Below are 18,347 nucleotides of genomic sequence, written 5' to 3' on the forward strand. Positions count from 1 at the left end.
TTAAAGATGCTCAATAAATTATGAAAAGTACAATAACCCTCTTTTTGTTTTCCCCAACAAGAAAGAATAATTACATTCTTCTTCTTCATTTATTTTCGCATTATTGATTTCCTCAGTATTAAAATTACAAATGAAATTGAATGTTTGAACTTCAAAAAACAATTGTTTTTAACAAACTAATTAACAAAATGTATACCATAGTGAAAATGTAGTTAGTTTGTCAGAGCATCACAGTAAACCTTAAAAACAGATGAATTGTAATATTTTGTAGAAGAGTATTTTAAGATACTATTTTTTTAAGAGAATTCCTAAAATATGGTATGTTTTGTTACTTCATGAGAGTATCTAAAACATTAAGAATGATAGCACACCCTTCTTTTATTTCACTCATAGATATCGTGAGAGGAGGGGTAATGCGCACTGCTCTTGGCTCAAAAAGTAGCCAAAACAAGATAAGTCCTTTTTCTTTACATTCTAGTACAATATGATTAGCTATTTCGGGAGTAGTTGTAATTATTGCCAACATCAGACCTATTCCTCTAATTTCTTTAATTAAAGGATGTGCCAGTAGCGATCGTATTAATTGTTCTTTTTGTAAGCTTTCTGCCATTACGTCACTTTTGGTAATTTCTTGTAATGTTGCCAAAGCAGCAGCAGCAATTACTGGATTGCCTCCAAAGGTGGTAATATGACCCAATTTAGGGTTATCCTGTAAGGAGTCCATCATTTTTGTTGAGGCGGTGAATGCTCCTATAGGAAGGCCTCCTCCCATACCTTTTCCCATGACTACAATATCTGGAACAATATCATAGTTTTGGAAGCCAAACAAAGTACCGGTTCTTCCAAAACCAGGTTGAATCTCATCTAGAATTAATACAGTGCCTACTTCGTTGCATCGGTCTCGTACTTTTTTGAGATAGTTGTTTTCTGGGAGAATAAAACCAGCACCACCTTGTATTGTTTCTAAAATTACTCCTGCGGTTTTTTCAGTTATTTGGTTGAGTTCTTTTTCTTTATTAAAATTTATAAAACTAACATCTGGAATTAATGGTCTGAAGGCTTGTTTACGTTCTTCATACCCCATGACACTCATAGAACCCATGGTATTGCCATGGTATGCAAGTTTTGCTGCTACTATTTGGCTGCGACCTGTAACTCTTCTTGCCAACTTTAATGCGCCTTCAATTGCTTCTGTTCCAGAATTTGTAAGATATGTTTTTTCTAAAGGAGCTGGTAAATGATGAGCGAGCAGTTTTGTAAGTTGTACCGCTGGTTCTTGAATATACTCTCCATAAACCATGACATGCAAATACTTATCAAGTTGTTTTTTGATAGCTTGTACAACTTTTGGATGTCTGTGTCCTAAACTACAAGCAGAAACTCCTGCTACAAAATCTAGATGCTTGTTGCCTTGATTGTCATATATATAACTTCCTTCTGCATGAGATATTTCCATCGCCAAAGGGTGAGGGGTGGTCTGTGCTTGATATGTATAAAAATCTTTTTCCAAATTTGGATAGTAGCATTTTTAAGTTATGATAATGTTCTATAGAATTGATTAATTCTCTGATATACTTTTACTGGTTTCGTCTTTTGATAGTTTTTGTTGCTTTAGAGTAGTTACGGTAATACTATCCCTTTGGCGAGCGGTACGTTTAAGGTCCATATCTATGTATGAAGACTTTTTTTGAGCGCTTTTAGTCTCTTCCTTTAGATTGGTTTGAATTTTCTTTTTTGGAATAGGTATAGAGTCTAATTCTTCATTAGTCTCTTTTAATTCAGCATCTTTTAATTCCTGTTCTAATAAACGAGAGCCTTCAGATTTACTTTCTTCTAATCTTTTAATGGTTTCCTCATCAAAGAAATCGGCTTCGTCTTTGGGCAAAGGAATCCCTTGTATTTTGGTTAATTTAGGGGGAGATTCTCCTCTAAACAGATCCATTTTGCTATTAATCTTTTCATCTCCCCTCCAATGGAATCCCGATAGTTCTCTGGCATTTTGAGGTAAATCGATTTCACGATATAAAGTACCATCTACATTTTGATAGTAATATACGTCTTCAATTTCTCTATCGGCCATTAATAATCGAATAGAACTTGATAATACCTTGTTGATACCAATTAACTTTAAATCTCCTTCACTTTCTCTTTGATAAAATATAGTCTCGGTATTTTTATCAATATCTACCTGATAAATTTCATTATCTTCAAATAAACCATATAAGATTTGTCCTTTAATCTGGTTAAAACCTGCTTTTAACGTGTCTTCTTGTGCCAAAAAAGCATTTTGGTATACAACTAGAGAATCTAGTTTTTCGGTTTCGGTATTAGAAATGATTTTTATGGTGTCTCCTGTCATTTGATTTTTTTGTGACCAGATGATAGGTTTGCCTATCATTTTTGTGTATCCGGTAGTTTGATCTACATTTATAGAGTCACTTTTTCCGCTCATGTTACTTTTGTAAATCCTTACATCATAAAATCCATTCATGATTCTACGTTCAGGTTTTCCGGTAATCATTAGGGTGTCACTATGAATAAAAATGGAATCTTTTTCCTGTAATGTAGCGGCCAGGGCTCTTTTGGTTATAAATACGGAATCTTTATCTTTAAATACTTCGGCATAATGCCCAGTGATAACAGAATTATTAGCGGTATCTAGCACCTTAATATTGTTAGTAGCAGAAGCAAATTGTATTGCACTATTATAGAATATACTATCCCCAAAAACGGTACGTTTATCGTAGTCTATTCGCGCATTTTTGATCGCATATCCGGTTTTCACTTTGGTGTCATAAAATCCTCTTTCACAATAGAGAGTACTTTCTTTTCCTTTCACTGTAGAAGGACCATATAGATAAGCATGTCCATTCTCGGTATAGTAATCAAGTCTGTCTGAATCAACCGTATTTTCTGGATTTACGATTTTTACATCGGTATTAAATGAGTATTGTTTACGTTCCATAAAGTATCTACCAATCTTACTAGTCAATGTATTGGTAGAATCTCTTAGCGTTCCGCCGTTTCGGTAATAGGCTTGTTGTCGTAAACGATCAAAAAATAAGGTATCTGTTCGTAGCGTATTGTCTGGTGTTTCCATAAACACATCATCGCTAGCGTAAGCAAATTTGGTATCACCATTATACTCAGCATACTTACTGGTCATAGTTATGGTATCTCCTTGTTTCATCTTCACATTTCCCAGAGCTTTCACAAATTTATCCTCGCTGTAGTGAATCGCCTGATCGCACCATATCTCTATTCCTTCATGCTGCATATATACTTGTTTGTCAACTTTAGCAAGAATTGTCGCTCCAGGGAATCTGGTCTGATCTTTTATAGTTCGATCAGACTGTACTTTAATTTGTTTTCCTTCTTGTGCAGTAGTAGTAAAACAGAAAAGTAAACCAAAAACAATATAAAAAAACGTGTTTTTCAAGTATCTCAAATTTGTATGCAAAATAACGAAAATTGTGTCTAATGATTGTACAAATAGTAAATACTTATCATCATGTGTTTTGTTGCAGATGAAAGGCTAATTATCATCTTCTTACATAAAATATTTTGAAAGTTTAAAAAGTTATTGCGACCAAACACAAGAAATAGTTATCCCATAAAGAAAGGGGATATGCCTATAAGAAAAAGGGTTTAATAACTGATTTTGAATAAATAAAATGAAATTTTCGAGTTTTTTAACACTTTATGTGTTTAAGCATCAGTAAATTGCAATTGGAAAACAAACAAAAGTGATTGATGCTATGGGGATAGCATCTTCCAAATCTTTATCAGAACAGACCATTAACTCTTTTCAATAATAATTGATTATGTGATTAGAGATGTTGTGGTGTCGCTAAGTTTGGAACTAGATCACTACACAGATCAACTAAAAAAGTAATACATGGTTTTAAGGAAAAGCTTATGGGGGCTGTTTTTCTTTCTGTTTTGGGGTACTGTGCTTTCTCAGGGGGATGAATTAGAAATAGTAAATGCTAGTTTTGTCGATCTTGTGCAAGACGAAGATATGGCGTTTTATCGTTCTGTTATAGGGGGAGATAATAATGATATGTTAGATAAGGAAGAAGGGTCTGGAAAATTATTAGACTCTCATAATGTGTTGCTACAAACACTAACAGTAGAAGAAAAAAAATCCCAAAGATTTAATTTACATGTTTTAAAAATAAATTCTGAATATTCAGACTATGCTCCATGTTATTACAATGGAGAATTGGTCTTTGCTTCTTCACGAAATATGAGAAGTATGTCAAAAGCCATAGATAAACAGAGTAATCAACCTTTTTTAGATCTTTATATAACCGAAAAAAAATCTACTAAGGATAAAATAAAAAAACTAAAAGGTGATGTAAACACAAAGTTTCATGAATCTTCCCCATCATTTAGTAAAGATGGAAAAACGGTTTATTTCACAAGAAATAATTACTCGAATAAAAAATCGGCATCAAGTGAAAATGGAACAGTGTTGTTGAAAATATATAGAGCACATTTTGTTAATGATAAATGGGATAATGTAGAAGAGTTGCCTTTTAATAGTGATGAATATTCTAATGCACATCCAGCGCTTTCTCCAGATGGAAAATATTTATATTTTGCCAGTGATATGCCTGGGAGTGTTGGTAAATCTGACTTATATGTTGTTGAAATAAAGGAAGATGGTGATTTTGGAATTCCGCTAAACCTCGGAGAGCAAATTAATACCCCTGGAAGAGAAACTTTTCCTTATGTAAGTGATAAAGGAAATTTGTTTTTTACGAGTGATGGTCATTTGGGGTATGGAGGTCTCGATATATTTATGATGCAGTATACTAAAAATAAAGGTGTGCAGGTTTACAATCTTGGAAAACCAATTAATAGTGATAAAGATGATTTTACCTTCGTGGTGAATGAACAACATAAATTGGGTTATTTTTCTAGTAATCGTTTAGGAGGTAAAGGTGGAGACGATATATATGGGTTTAAGCAATTGGTTCCATTTAATGAAACATCTCTTCCCAAGCCTAAGACTCTGAAAAAAATGGAAAGAATTATGAATTTGAAACCTAATGATGAAGAGATAACCTCTTGGTAAAAAAGTTTAAGTCATAAAAAAAGCTATTGTGTTTTTAACGCAATAGCTTTTTTTAATTATATCGATAATTAATATTATCTATGAATAGTTTGTTTTCTATCGGGTCCAACTGAAACAATGGTGATTGGTGTTTCCAGTTCTTTTTCTAGGAAAGCGATATATTCGTTTAATTCCTTCGGTAACTGTGAAGCTTCGGTCATTTGTGTTAAGTCTTCTGACCACCCTTTCATTTCTGTATAGATAGGTGTTACGTTTTCTGGTTCTATATTATAAGGCAAATGGTTGATTGTTTCTCCTTTATATTTATATGCGGTACATACTTTAAGTGTTTTAAATCCGCTTAAGACATCACCTTTCATCATCATTAATTTAGTTACACCATTAACATGCACTGCATATTTAAGAGCAACAAGATCAAGCCAGCCGCATCGTCTTGGTCTTCCAGTAGTGGCACCAAATTCATGACCAACTCTTCCCATGGTTTCTCCATCCTCATCGAACAGTTCTGTTGGGAATGGCCCGCTACCTACACGAGTTGTATAAGCCTTAAAAATTCCGAAAACATCTTTTATTTTATTTGGTGCAATACCCAGTCCTGTACATGCTCCTGCTGCGGTAGTATTAGAAGATGTTACAAAAGGGTAAGTTCCAAAGTCTATATCTAAAAGAGAGCCTTGTGCTCCTTCTGCTAGAATAGTTTTACCTTCTTTTTGTGCCTGATGTAAATATTCTTCACTATCAATAAAAGTCAGCGTTTTTAATGTTTCAACGGCTTCAAAAAACTCACTTTCTAGTTCTTTTAGATCGTATTCAATTTTAGCATCGTAGAAATCTATCATAGCTTCGTGCTTATTCGCCAGGTTACGATATCTTTCTTTCCAGTCTTCAAGTTCTAGATCACCAACGCGAATACCATTTCGGCCGGTTTTATCCATATAGGTTGGTCCAATTCCCTTAAGTGTAGAACCAATTTTTGCTTTTCCTTTAGCCGCTTCAGAGGCAGCATCGAGGATTCTATGCGTTGGTAAAATTAAGTGTGCTTTTCTCGAAATAAGTAATTTTGATCTGTAATCTAGATCAAATTTGTTGAGGTTGTCTAGCTCTTTTTTAAAAATTACAGGATCGATAACAACTCCATTCCCCACCAAATTAATTGCTTTATCATGAAAGATACCACTAGGTATTGTGTGTAGAACATGTTTGATTCCGTCAAATTCTAAGGTGTGTCCAGCGTTTGGACCTCCTTGAAATCGTGCTATAATATCATAATCTTTTGTAAGAACGTCTACTATTTTTCCTTTTCCTTCGTCTCCCCATTGAAGACCGAGCAATAAGTTAACTGCCATTAGTTATTGTCTTGATTAGTTGGTTTCTTTTTTGTCCCGTAGAAATACAATGAATGGTTTGTAATATCTACATCAAAAATTTCTTCTATTGTTTTTTTTATTGATTGAATTCTAGGATCACAAAACTCCAATACATCTCCAGAATCTGTTAAAATAAGGTGATCATGTTGTCTGTCGAAATATGACTTTTCATATTGTGCTTGGTTTTGACCAAATTGGTGTTTTCGCACCAATTTACACTCTAATAGAAGTTCAATAGTATTATAAAGTGTCGCACGACTCACTCTATAATTCTTGTTTTTCATTTTGATATATAAAGATTCAATATCAAAATGTTCGTCACTTTCATAAATTTCTTGAAGTATTGCATAGCGTTCAGGTGTTTTTCTATGCCCGTTTTCTTCTAAGAAGCTGGTAAACACGTTCTTAACGATGTTTTGGTCACTTTGTGTAGTTGCTCTAGTACTCATACGTCTAAAAACGCAAAGTTACATTATTTTTTATTCTCTAACTACTTTATCTATACCACTTATTTTTGCGAGATTTTTCATAACGGTTTTGAGGGTGTTTTTGTTTTTAACTCCAACCGTTATTTTACCGGTAAATACGCCGTCGTTGGTATCAAAATTCATATTGTAAATGGCAAGATGCATGTTATTCGATATGATTTGTGTCACTTCGTTAACTACACCAATATTATCAATACCATTAAGTTTAATGACCGCCTTAAATTCTTCTTGGGAAGAATCTATCCATTTTGCAGGCATGATGCGATAAGCATAATTACTTTGAAGTTGTAATGCATTAGGACAGTTGTTTTTATGAACTTTTATTCCTTCATTAACCGTGATAAAACCAAAAACATCATCTCCGGGAATAGGATTACAACAATTAGATAATTTATATTCGAGTTTTTCAGAATCTTTACCAAAAACAATTAAGTCATATTTAGATGTAATTTCCTCTTTATTTACATCTTTTACATTACCTCTACGAATTCTATTTTTTATGAAATTCATAAAGACATTGCTCTTGGTGGTGGCAAACTCTTTGATCTTTTGATTATCAATGGTACCAATACCAACTCTGTAAAAAAGATCCAAACTGGTTTTGAGTTTGAAATACAAAACAAGTTCATTCACCACTTTTTCACTCATAGTAATTTTTTGTGAGCGAAGTTTACGTTTTAGAATAACTTTACCTTCTTCTGCGATTTGTTTTCTTTCATCACGTAGAGCTGATTTAATTTTTGATCGAGCTCTAGCAGTAGTTGCATAATCTAACCAGTTTGAAGAGGGCTTTGATTTTGTTGAAGTAATAATTTCGACTTGATCTCCACTTTTAAGCTCATGGCTTAAGGGAACAAGTTTTCCGTTCACTCTGGCACCTCGCGTTCTTAAACCAACTTCGGTATGAATACTAAAACCAAAATCGAGTGCAGTAGCACCTTTTGGAAGCGATTTTAAATCTCCTTCAGGTGTGAAAACAAATATTTCTTTTGCGTATAGATTTAGTTTGAATTCTTCTACAAAGTCTACAGCATTTGTCTCAGAATTTTCTAGAGCTTCTTGTAATCGATTTAACCATCCTTCTAGACCCTGATCTTGATTTTCTTCGGTATTCTTATATTTATAATGAGCGGCATACCCTTTTTCGGCTATTTCGTGCATACGTTCACTACGTATTTGAACCTCTACCCATCTACTGTCGGGACCAATTACCGTAATATGTAGGGCCTCGTAACCAGTTGTTTTAGGATGATTAATCCAATCTCTTAGTCTAATTGGATTGGGTCTATAATAATCTGTTACTACAGAGTAAATTTTCCAGGCAATGAATTTCTCATTTTCAAGATCAGATTTGTAAATGATCCTTATGGCGAATTTATCGTATACCTCGTCAAATGATACATTTTGTTTTACCATTTTACGACGTATAGAGAAAATAGATTTTGGTCTTCCTTTTATTTCATAATTCAACCGTTCTCTATCTAAACCTTCTCGAATTTTATCTGAAAATCTTTTGATATATGCATCTTGCTCTTCCTTACTTTCCTTAATTTTTTCAAAAATATCCTTGTATACTTCGGGTTCGGTATATTTAAGTCCAAGGTCTTCGAGTTCTGTTTTAATATTGTACAACCCAATTCGATGTGCTAGAGGAGCGTATATATATAGAGTTTCAGAGGCTATTTTAACTTGTTTGTCTGGACGCATAGCATCCATTGTTTGCATATTGTGTAATCGATCTGCAATCTTAATAATAATCACCCTTACATCATCATTAAGAGTGAGTAGCATTTTTCTAAAATTTTCTGCTTGCAGCGATATATCCTTATCTTTCTTTAGGGATGAAATTTTGGTTAACCCATCGACAATTCTGGCGACAGTGTCACCAAACATTTGTTCAATATCTACCAAAGTATATTCTGTGTCCTCTACAACATCATGAAGTAATGCTGCCGCTATAGAAGTGGCATCCAACCCAATTTCGCTAGCAACAATTTTGGCAACAGCAATTGGGTGAAAAATATAAGCTTCACCACTTTTACGACGCTGATCTTTGTGTGCGTCTACAGCAACATCGAAAGCTTGTCGTATTAACTTTTTATCTTCTTTAGAAAGATCTCGATAGCTAATACGCAATAGCTCCTTGTATTGCTTTGCAATTTGTTTGTTTTCTTCTTCTATAGCAGCTTCGGTCATAACTAAAAGTTTTCTTAGAAAGCCCTATTTAATGTCTTGTGTGCTCTGTCCCTAAGTAATAAAATAATGACAAAAATTATGCCTCATATTTTTAGGGACAATTGGTCATAAAATTTTGTCATATAATAATTAAATGTACAATTAAGAATTGTAAACACCAAGCACTTCTACCAAGGATTTATTTTCTTAAGTTTTTTATTCTTTGTAGAAGAGTAGGGTGGGAGTAATGTATAAATACCATTGCCGGATGAGGTGTGAGGTTACTAAAGTTATTTTTAGATAATTTTTTTAAACTATTGATAAGAGCTTCGCTGTTGTAGGTGTCTTTGGCATAATCATCCGCTTGATATTCAAAAGCTCGAGATACTATGTTCATGATCAGACCGGTGACCTCAGAAATTGGACTGTATAATATTCCGAATGTAATTAAACCAATATGAAAAGAGGGTACATCAACATTAAGCGCTTCAGACAGTAATGGGTTGGCTATAAACAATGATAAAAACCATAAGGTTATTCCGGTTAGAGCAACAGATAAGATCAGATTAATAATAACATGTCTTTTCTTGTAGTGTCCAACTTCATGAGCAAGAACAGCAACTATTTCTTCATTGCTTAGGTCTTTAATTAGAGTGTCATAAAGGGTAATTCTTTTTTCACTTCCGAATCCAGAAAAATAGGCATTGGCTTTGGTACTTCGTTTAGAGCCATCAATAACAAAAATGTCTTTTAACTGGAAACCAACTTTTTTTGAGTACTCCTCTATGGTATTTCTTAAGTCTCCAGGTTCTAGTGGGGATTGTTTATTAAAAATAGGTACAATTAAACGAGCGTAAAACATGTTCATCGCTACAGTAAATATAGATACTAAGATCCAAGCATAGATCCAAAACGAAGAGCCTGTAAGTTCATAAAACCACATGATCAAAGCTATAAGCCCACCACCAACAATGATCATCATAATGATACTTTTAATTTTATCAATAAAAAATGTCTTTTTGGTCATTTTGTTAAAACCAAACTTTTCTTCTATCACAAAAACTTTATAGTACATGGTAGGAGTAGAAAGTATATCACTACCGATCATAATAATTCCGAAAAAAATAAGACCAACTCCAATAGGGTTATGGGTATAACTCCTTGCCATGTTGTCTACCCAGGCGAAGCCGTCTAAAAAGAAAAAAACAAGCATAATACCTAGTGAAATAGCCGAAGAAACTAACTTAAACCTGTAATTTGCCCGCTTGTAGGCGATGGATTTTTCGTATTCATCTTTAGGATAAACGTCAGTAAGTTCCTCTGGAATATCATCATTATAATGTCTTGCATTTAATATATCTAACAGTGAATCTATTAAAAACACAATAACAATAATGGCAATCAATAAATAAAACAGGGAAATTGGGGTCATTGGTTATAGCAATTAAGTTCTTTCCTTTGGGGTTTGTAGGAAGTGGTAAGATAATGATTTAAATCTATTTATATTACAATTTTTTTAAACTTTTATTTTCTGAAGTCTCGTTGTCTTTTGGCTTCAAAAATTAGAATTCCCGCTGCAACTGAAACATTCATAGAGTCTATAACACCGCTCATAGGTATTTTGATATTTTGGGATGCGTTATTCAAAAAATCAGTACTCAGGCCAGTTGCTTCTGTACCTACGACTATGGCTGTAGATTTTGTGTAATCTTGTATATGGTAATCTTCAGATTGGTCTAACGCGGCTCCATAAATTGTTATATTTTCATTCTTTAAAAAGGAGATGATTTCTTTTGTCGACCCTATACCAACATTATTGGTAAATAAGCAACCGACACTTGATCTTATAATATTCGGGTTGTAGATGTCGGTTTTTGGGTTAGCTATTAATACCGCATCCAATTGGGCGGCGTCAGCCGTTCTAAGTAATGCTCCAATATTACCCGGTTTTTCTGGTGCTTCGGCAACCAAAATTAATGGTGTTTTTGATGATAATTTCAAATTGTGAATACCCAGATCCTTAGATTTTGCCACAGCCAATACACCTTCAGTGGTAGTTCTGTACGCTAACTTTTGATAGATTTCAATAGTAATTTCAAACAGTTCTGTAGCGCTATCATTGTCTGTAAGGATGTTCACTATCTCCTCATGTGAAATGATAGAAGTACAATAGTATAGCTGTGTAATACTATAACCACCTTGTATAGCCAGGTGAATTTCACGTTGGCCTTCGATCAAAAAACTTTTCTCTTTTTTTCTTACTCGAGATTTTTCCTTCAACTGATTTAGAAGTTTGATTCTCGAATTTTGAGCACTGGTGATTTGATTTTTTTGCATAATCACAAATATAGAAATAGGATGTAAAAAAGAGAGTAGTTTTTTATGAATTTGAAGAGGATAAGTCACGCATAGTGTCTTCGATTTCTTTAAGAATTAATGGGAAAGATAGACGAAGTAATTCAAATTCTTCATGTATTTTGCCGAAATCATCGTCATTGGCTGAAAGTTTTTCGATTTTTTCTAGAATTGTTGCTTCTTTTTCTAAACCAATGGTTTTAAAGCTAGACTTTAATTTATGGGCAATCTCTTTGGCTTTAGAACTGTCTTTGTTCTTGATAACTTCGGTTAAAGCTTTGTAATCATTTGGAGTTTCTTCTAAGAATATTTGTAGTACACTCTTTATTGTTTCATTATCGTGATCAAATGTTTTTTTCAAAAAAGATAGATCGCAGTATTGTGTTTTGTTTTGGGCTGAAGAATTACCAATAGTTTTGGTAGACTCGTTTTTCTCTTCCTTAAGATGTTCTACATTAGGTTTTAGACTATATAATATTTCCTCTAAAGCCTTTTCACTCAATGGTTTTGTAAGATAAAAGTTCATCCCCGAACTCATAGCCTTCATTTTAGATTCTGGAAAAACATCAGCAGAACAAGCTACTATAGGGATTTGATTGATTTTTGGATTGGTTGATTTTCGAATAATTTGGGTGGCTTCAGACCCGTCCATTACAGGCATATGCATATCCATTAGAATGAGATCGAAGGTTTCTTTTTCTAAAGTTTCAATAGCTATTTTTCCATTTTCGGCAATTACCACTTCTACACTCCAATTGGATAATAATTGTTTGATAAAAAATTGATTCATTTTGTTGTCTTCAACCACGAGCACCTTCATTCCTGATAATTCTCCGAGATTATCTATAATTTCTGAATTAGCATTATGATGGTCAGAGGTCTTAAAGTTACTCTTGTCAAATTGTATAGAGAAATCGAATGAAGATCCAACTTGGGGTGTGCTTTTTGCGTTTAGTATACCTCCTTGTAATTCGATAAGTTGTTTTGAAATAGAAAGCCCTAAGCCGGTTCCTTCAATTTTATTTTTTCCAGGTTTGTGAACTTGATAAAAGCTTTCAAATATGTTTTTTAGTTTGTCTTCTGGTATTCCCACTCCTGTATCTTTCACCAAAAAGTTCAACGTTATATGATCATCGAGGATCTCGTGGGTAGTAACTTGAATAATAACTTCTCCTTTTTGGGTGAATTTTATAGCGTTTCCTAATAAATTAATCAATATTTGATTCAATCGCAATTGATCACCAACAATAAATTTTGGAACGGTGGTGTCTATAAAGACTTTGTAGGTCAATCCTTTTTCGTCGGCTTTAATTTTAAAACCTCGAGATAAGTTGTTTAGAAGTTCATGAAGATTAAAATCCTCTTTGTGTAATGTAAGTTTTCCCGCTTCGATTTTAGAAAAATCCAGAATATCATTAATGAGTACTAATAAGTTTTCTGCAGAAAATTGAATCCCATCAAGGTTTTTTTTGTCAACTGTAGGATTGCTAAAATTACTTTTTTGCAAAATTCCGGTAAGTCCCAATATTACATTTAGTGGGGTACGAATTTCATGACTCATATTGGATAAAAAAACAGACTTAGCCTTAGCCGATTTTTCTGCCAAAACTTTTGCTTCACGTATTTCGTTATCGATGATTTTTCTATTGGTAATATCCCTAAAAAAAGCATTGAATAAGTAATCATCTTTTATTTCGATGGCAACAATAGTAAGTTCGATATATACCACCGTTCCATTTCTTCGGTTTACCGAGGTTTCTACTCTTTTATTAATAAGATCATCATCACCCGTTTTAATATAATTAGCAAAACTCGCTTTAAGTTGTTTTCTTAATTTATACGGTACAAGATGGTAAACACTTTTTCCAATAGTTTCCTCTCTTTTTAGTTCGAGGATATGTTCTGCTTGTTTATTCCAGTTCAATACAGTGCCTTTGCTATTGGTAAGAATAACTCCGTCCATAGCGGTTTCAAGAATGATTGATTTTAGGTATTCACTGTATTTTAGGTCTTCTTCGATCTTTTTTTTGTCAATGATCTCTTGAGTTAAACGCTCATTGATTTTTTCAAGACTATATAGCTGCTTTTGCAGCATTTTTAGCATTTGCTGCTTGGTCGGGAAGTTAATCAGGTCTTTGGCTAAAATTTCTCCCGGGATAACATTAAGGATAGCAGTAAAAGAATCTAATAGATGATATGATTCAAAGTGCTTTTTATAGATAAATAGATAAATATTGGTGATGGCATTGATCCCCAAACTTTTTTTTATTCTGAAAAAAATTTCATTAGAAAATTCTAATAACCTTTTTTGTTCTTTGATGATATCAATTGAAGCGAAATCATATTCGAGTGCAAGAGCAGTTTTAATACTGCGAATTTTTGAGTCACTGGAACTTCCGGTAAGCTCTGAAGATTTTTTCAATACTTCTAAAAGAAAATCTTTACATAATATCAATTCCTGTTTCTCCAAGGGATAAAATATTAATCTGAAACCCTTGTGTTGTTGTAATAGCGGGAATTTTTCTTCAATTTTCTTCCGAAGCTTTTCTTTTGTAGCTTGTTTATTGTGATCTAAGTAGTATTCTTCCAGTAAAAGATAAACCTCAGGTAACGATATGATTTTCCTTTTTAGATTAGATTCTTTGAAAATTTTGATTTTGGTTTCCAGATTTGATCCAATAGTTGGTGGAGCAATCTTTTTTTCAAAAAATAGTACAAGATTTACTATTTCTTGCTCTTCTGGTTTTGCAGGTAGATCACTTTTTCTTTTAGATAATATGTTTTTAAGCCAATTAATCATTAATGGCTATATTTTACTTGCTTTATAAATTTTATAAAAGCCTAATGCAGATAATCCCCAAGTGAGAATTAAAGCAACAAACCAAATGTAATTGCCTGGAGTTTCACCAAAAAGGTTTTTGAATATGTTGTAATTAAAAATATGAGCAATTTGCATATGTAAGTGACCTAGGGCCATTACCACGAACCCCCATGCTAATAAAGTCATTCCAGAACCAAATTTTCCTCCTTTGAGTTTAGTGGCGGTAAGAAAACTAAAAATTAAGGCTATCGCTAGAAAAGGCATTTCCAATAATCCAAAAATTTGTTCGGCATTCAATCCGGCGGTAGAATGTGTATTGTGATCTTGTGCAAAAGCGCTTTGGGGTAACAAAAATATACCTAGTGTAGATAAGAAGTAATATATTTTCATAGTTAGAAGGGTTTTGCTAAAAATAATGAAAAAAATGTATTTTTTATAGATAAAATGCATTTTTTATCGATAAAGTGTATTTGTTCTTGAAATTGAAAATAAAAAAGCCCACCATTAGGTGAGCTTTTCTTATATAAGTGAGATTGTTTTGTTTTTAATAAAAGATTACTTTACTTTTTCTACAATAGCTTTAAAAGCTTCTGGGTGATTCATAGCTAAATCGGCAAGAACCTTACGGTTAAGCTCGATGTCATTAGCTTTAACTTTTCCCATAAATTGAGAATAAGACATACCGTGTAAACGTGCACCCGCATTAATACGTGTGATCCATAAAGCACGGAAAGTTCTCTTTTTATTTCTACGGTCTCTGTACGAGTATTGCATCGCTTTATCAACCGCGTTTTTTGCAACTGTCCAAACGTTTTTACGACGTCCGAAGTAACCTTTTGCTTGCTTAAGAACCTTTTTTCTTCTAGCTCTTTTAGCAACAGAATTTACTGATCTTGGCATAATTTTAAATTTTTTAGTAGCAGGCGATTCAACTCTTAATTTTTTGAATACTTTATAATGGCCTAACTCCTGGGTTTATACTAATTTTAACCTTATTAAAAAGTGATTACTTTAAACGTAACTGCTCTTTAATACTATTTTCATCGCTTTTGTGCACCAAAGTAGAGTGCGTTAAAGCAAGCTTACGCTTTTTAGATTTTTTTGTCAATATATGACTCTTAAAAGCGTGCTTTCTTTTGATTTTACCAGTACCGGTAAGCTTAAAACGCTTTTTAGCACTGGATTTTGTTTTCATTTTAGGCATTGTATCCTCGTTTTTATAATCTCACTTATTATCGTAATACTTCCAATAGAGAAGTCGTTTTTTATTTTTTAGGAGCAATAAACATAATCATACGTTTACCTTCAAGTTTTGGCATTTGTTCAACTTTACCATACTCCTCAAGTTCCTGTGCCAATCTAAGAAGTAAGATTTGCCCTTGATCTTTATATATTATCGAACGCCCTTTGAAGAAAACATAAGCTTTTAGTTTTGCACCTTCACTTAAGAACTTAATTGCGTGTTTTTTCTTAAACTCATAATCGTGTTCATCAGTATTCGGTCCAAATCGAATTTCTTTAATAACAACTTTAGTGGCCTTTGCTTTTAAGGCTTTATCTCTTTTCTTTTGTTCATAAAGAAATTTCTTGTAATCCATTACCTTACAAACAGGAGGAACGGCTTTAGGAGATATCTCAACGAGATCTAATCCTTGTTCTTCGGCAATTGCTAACGCTTTGCGAGTAGGGTAGACCCCTACTTCGACATTGTCACCTACGAGACGCACTTCATCAACACGAATCTTATTGTTGATTCTGTGAGCATCTTCTTTAATTATTCTTGCTGGTTTTTGAGACCTTCTTCTTCTTATTGCTATGACTTAAAAATTTTAAATTAAACTTAGTTTTTCTCTATTGTTATCCGTTAAACGGTTTTAGTGTATTTTCTATTTCTTTGTTCACAATCTTAGAAAACTCTTCAATTGTTATGGCGCCTAAATCTTCACCTCCATGCTTTCGAACAGATATGGTCTGATCTTTTTCTTCCTGTTCCCCTACAATAATAATATAAGGAAATTTATTTATTTCAGCCTCTCTAATCTTTTTTCCAATCGTTTCATTTCTATCATCTGCAAGGGCGCGAATTTCGACATTTTCTAACAAATTTAAAACTTTTTCAGAGTATTTTTCATATTTCTCGCTGATAGAGAGTACGATAGCTTGCTCTGGCATTAACCAAATAGGGAAGTTTCCTCCAGTATGTTCCAGCAATATAGCGATAAATCTTTCCATACTTCCAAAAGGTGCTCTATGAATCATAATAGGTTGATGAAGTTCATTGTCGCTTCCTTTGTAGGTAAGGTCAAAACGCTCGGGTAAATTATAGTCAACCTGTATAGTTCCTAATTGCCAACTTCTGCCTAGGGCGTCCTTAACCATAAAGTCTAATTTAGGACCATAAAAAGCAGCTTCCCCTGTTTCTACGACATAATTAAGACCTTTTTCTTTAGTGGCATTTAAAATAGCATTTTCAGCTTTTTCCCAATTTTCTTCTTTTCCAATATATTTATCAGGGTTTTCAGGATCACGAAGTGAAACTTGAGCTGTGAAATTTTCAAAACCAAGAGATCCAAAAACATATAATACTAAATCTATTACATTTTTGAATTCCTCATCCAATTGATCAGGAGTACAAAAAATATGAGCGTCATCTTGAGTAAAACCTCTAACACGAGTTAGTCCATGCAGCTCACCACTCTGCTCATATCTGTATACTGTTCCAAACTCTGCATATCGTATAGGTAAATCTTTATAAGACCAAGGACTACTGTTATAAATCTCACAATGATGAGGGCAGTTCATAGGTTTCAATAAGAATTCTTCTCCTTCTGCCGGGGTGTTAATAGGTTGAAAACTGTCTTCTCCATATTTAGCATAATGTCCAGAAGTAACGTAAAGCTCTTTTTGTCCAATATGTGGAGAGGCAACCATCTCGTAACCTGCTTTTTTCTGTGCTTTTTTAAGGAATTGTTCCAGACGTTCGCGTAAAGCAGCGCCTTTAGGAAGCCATAATGGTAATCCCTGTCCTACTCTTTGAGAGAATGTGAAAAGACCTAATTCTTTTCCTAGTTTACGGTGATCTCTCTTTTTAGCTTCTTCAAGTAATTCTAGGTATTCTTTTAATTCTTTCTGTTTAGGAAAAGAAGTTCCATATACTCTAGTAAGTTGTTTGTTGTTTTCGTCACCTCGCCAATAGGCCCCAGCAACACTCATGATTTTAACCGCTTTTATAATCCCTGTGTTAGGGATGTGTCCTCCGCGACATAAATCAGTAAATGTATCATGATCGCAAAATGTAATCGTTCCGTCTTCCAGATTTTCGATTAACTCTAGTTTATATTCGTTTCCTTCTTCCTTATATTTATGTAATGCATCAGCCTTAGACACAGAACGCATTTTAAAATCATGCTTTCCTCTGGCTATTTCCAGCATTTTATCTTCAATTTTCTTGAAATCTTTTTCAGAAATAGTTTGGTCTCCTAAATCAACATCATAATAAAAACCATTTTCAATTGCAGGACCAATAGATAATTTAACTCCAGGATATAATTGTTCTAGAGCTTGTGCTAAAACGTGAGAAGAAGAATGTCTAAAAGCTGTTTTTCCTTCATCATCCTTCCAAGTAAATAATACAAGATTACCATCGGTGGTTAATGGGGTCGCTGTTTCTATGGTTGTACCATTAAATTTTGCAGAAATCACATTTCTGGCAAAACCTTCACTTATATCTTTGGCAACATCCATAGCAGTCACACCGCTATTGTACTCTCTCACCGAACTATCGGGTAATGTAATCTTGATCATTTTTTTCTAAATTAAAGACGCAAAGATAATACGATAATAAAACCCATACAACACAATAGTATATATTTAATGTATTAATTAAATAAAGCTAAATTTTCTTTGGAATAATAGGGATTTGATACCTTGAACAGGTCTCAACCGCGCTTTTCGCGATATCTTATACAACCCTATATTAAAGTTGTATAAGGATGCTGCTACAATCGCTATCCTTTTTCCTTTATGTAAACTTTGGGTAATGAGGTTGTTATAAAAAC

14 protein-coding genes are annotated in these 18,347 nt (G+C 33.5%); 1 reads left to right on the forward strand and 13 read right to left on the reverse strand.

What is annotated here, in order from left to right:
• Positions 1-328: 328 nt before the first annotated feature.
• Entirely contained in the window at positions 329-1,510 is a 1,182-nt protein-coding gene (locus tag M0D21_RS11165) for an aspartate aminotransferase family protein (protein ID WP_248329443.1), read from the reverse strand.
• Between the two features lie 48 nt (positions 1,511-1,558).
• Positions 1,559-3,439, reverse strand: a complete 1,881-nt coding sequence (locus M0D21_RS11170) for an OstA-like protein (protein WP_248329445.1) — start codon at positions 3,437-3,439, stop codon at positions 1,559-1,561.
• Positions 3,440-3,898: 459 nt separating this feature from the next.
• On the opposite strand from M0D21_RS11170, the gene M0D21_RS11175 reads away from it, so the two are divergent.
• Positions 3,899-5,083, forward strand: a complete 1,185-nt coding sequence (locus tag M0D21_RS11175) for a TolB family protein (protein ID WP_248329447.1) — start codon at positions 3,899-3,901, stop codon at positions 5,081-5,083.
• Between the two features lie 74 nt (positions 5,084-5,157).
• On the opposite strand, the gene M0D21_RS11180 is transcribed toward M0D21_RS11175, so the two are convergent.
• From M0D21_RS11180 to thrS, 11 genes are all read right to left on the reverse strand, one after another.
• A complete protein-coding gene (locus M0D21_RS11180) occupies positions 5,158-6,429 on the reverse strand; it encodes an adenylosuccinate synthase (RefSeq protein WP_248329449.1) in 1,272 nt (423 codons plus the stop codon).
• Positions 6,429-6,899 carry a Fur family transcriptional regulator gene (locus M0D21_RS11185; protein ID WP_248329451.1) on the reverse strand — a complete coding sequence of 157 codons (471 nt, stop codon included), beginning with the start codon at positions 6,897-6,899 and terminating at the stop codon, positions 6,429-6,431. Before M0D21_RS11185 ends, M0D21_RS11180 begins: the two co-directional genes overlap by 1 nt.
• A gap of 30 nt (positions 6,900-6,929) precedes the next feature.
• Entirely contained in the window at positions 6,930-9,134 is a 2,205-nt protein-coding gene (locus M0D21_RS11190; protein WP_248329453.1) for a RelA/SpoT family protein, read from the reverse strand.
• Between the two features lie 178 nt (positions 9,135-9,312).
• Positions 9,313-10,545 carry a M48 family metallopeptidase gene (locus tag M0D21_RS11195; RefSeq protein WP_248329455.1) on the reverse strand — a complete coding sequence of 411 codons (1,233 nt, stop codon included), beginning with the start codon at positions 10,543-10,545 and terminating at the stop codon, positions 9,313-9,315.
• Between the two features lie 92 nt (positions 10,546-10,637).
• Complete coding sequence (locus tag M0D21_RS11200) at positions 10,638-11,450, reverse strand: TrmH family RNA methyltransferase (protein WP_248329457.1); 813 nt, start codon at positions 11,448-11,450, stop codon at positions 10,638-10,640.
• A gap of 43 nt (positions 11,451-11,493) precedes the next feature.
• Entirely contained in the window at positions 11,494-14,268 is a 2,775-nt protein-coding gene (locus M0D21_RS11205) for a hybrid sensor histidine kinase/response regulator (protein WP_248329459.1), read from the reverse strand.
• Positions 14,269-14,274: 6 nt separating this feature from the next.
• Positions 14,275-14,679, reverse strand: coding sequence for a hypothetical protein (locus tag M0D21_RS11210; protein ID WP_248329461.1), 405 nt, complete (start codon positions 14,677-14,679; stop codon positions 14,275-14,277).
• A 165-nt stretch (positions 14,680-14,844) separates the two neighbouring features.
• Positions 14,845-15,189, reverse strand: a complete 345-nt coding sequence (gene rplT / locus M0D21_RS11215; protein WP_248329463.1) for a 50S ribosomal protein L20 — start codon at positions 15,187-15,189, stop codon at positions 14,845-14,847.
• A 106-nt stretch (positions 15,190-15,295) separates the two neighbouring features.
• Complete coding sequence (rpmI, locus tag M0D21_RS11220) at positions 15,296-15,493, reverse strand: 50S ribosomal protein L35 (RefSeq protein WP_027394180.1); 198 nt, start codon at positions 15,491-15,493, stop codon at positions 15,296-15,298.
• A gap of 61 nt (positions 15,494-15,554) precedes the next feature.
• Positions 15,555-16,064 (reverse strand): translation initiation factor IF-3, encoded by a 510-nt coding sequence (infC, locus tag M0D21_RS11225; protein WP_317250141.1) that lies wholly within the window; start codon positions 16,062-16,064, stop codon positions 15,555-15,557.
• 82 nt (positions 16,065-16,146) lie between these two features.
• A complete protein-coding gene (thrS, locus tag M0D21_RS11230; protein WP_248329465.1) occupies positions 16,147-18,093 on the reverse strand; it encodes a threonine--tRNA ligase in 1,947 nt (648 codons plus the stop codon).
• Positions 18,094-18,347 lie beyond the last annotated feature (254 nt).

This window comes from Aquimarina acroporae, from assembly GCF_023195925.1.
GTDB classification, from domain to species: Bacteria; Bacteroidota; Bacteroidia; order Flavobacteriales; family Flavobacteriaceae; genus Aquimarina; species Aquimarina acroporae.

Bases quoted from the DNA above. Each gene is read 5' to 3' on its own strand.
- M0D21_RS11175 (WP_248329447.1), top strand. From the start codon at position 3,899: ATGGTTTTAAGGAAAAGCTTATGGGGGCTGTTTTTCTTTCTGTTTTGG.
- M0D21_RS11180 (WP_248329449.1), bottom strand. From the start codon at position 6,429: ATGGCAGTTAACTTATTGCTCGGTCTTCAATGGGGAGACGAAGGAAAA.
- M0D21_RS11185 (WP_248329451.1), bottom strand. From the start codon at position 6,899: ATGAGTACTAGAGCAACTACACAAAGTGACCAAAACATCGTTAAGAAC.
- M0D21_RS11190 (WP_248329453.1), bottom strand. From the start codon at position 9,134: ATGACCGAAGCTGCTATAGAAGAAGAAAACAAACAAATTGCAAAGCAA.
- M0D21_RS11195 (WP_248329455.1), bottom strand. From the start codon at position 10,545: ATGACCCCAATTTCCCTGTTTTATTTATTGATTGCCATTATTGTTATT.
- M0D21_RS11200 (WP_248329457.1), bottom strand. From the start codon at position 11,450: ATGCAAAAAAATCAAATCACCAGTGCTCAAAATTCGAGAATCAAACTT.
- M0D21_RS11205 (WP_248329459.1), bottom strand. From the start codon at position 14,268: ATGATTAATTGGCTTAAAAACATATTATCTAAAAGAAAAAGTGATCTA.
- M0D21_RS11210 (WP_248329461.1), bottom strand. From the start codon at position 14,679: ATGAAAATATATTACTTCTTATCTACACTAGGTATATTTTTGTTACCC.
- rplT (WP_248329463.1), bottom strand. From the start codon at position 15,189: ATGCCAAGATCAGTAAATTCTGTTGCTAAAAGAGCTAGAAGAAAAAAG.
- rpmI (WP_027394180.1), bottom strand. From the start codon at position 15,493: ATGCCTAAAATGAAAACAAAATCCAGTGCTAAAAAGCGTTTTAAGCTT.
- thrS (WP_248329465.1), bottom strand. From the start codon at position 18,093: ATGATCAAGATTACATTACCCGATAGTTCGGTGAGAGAGTACAATAGC.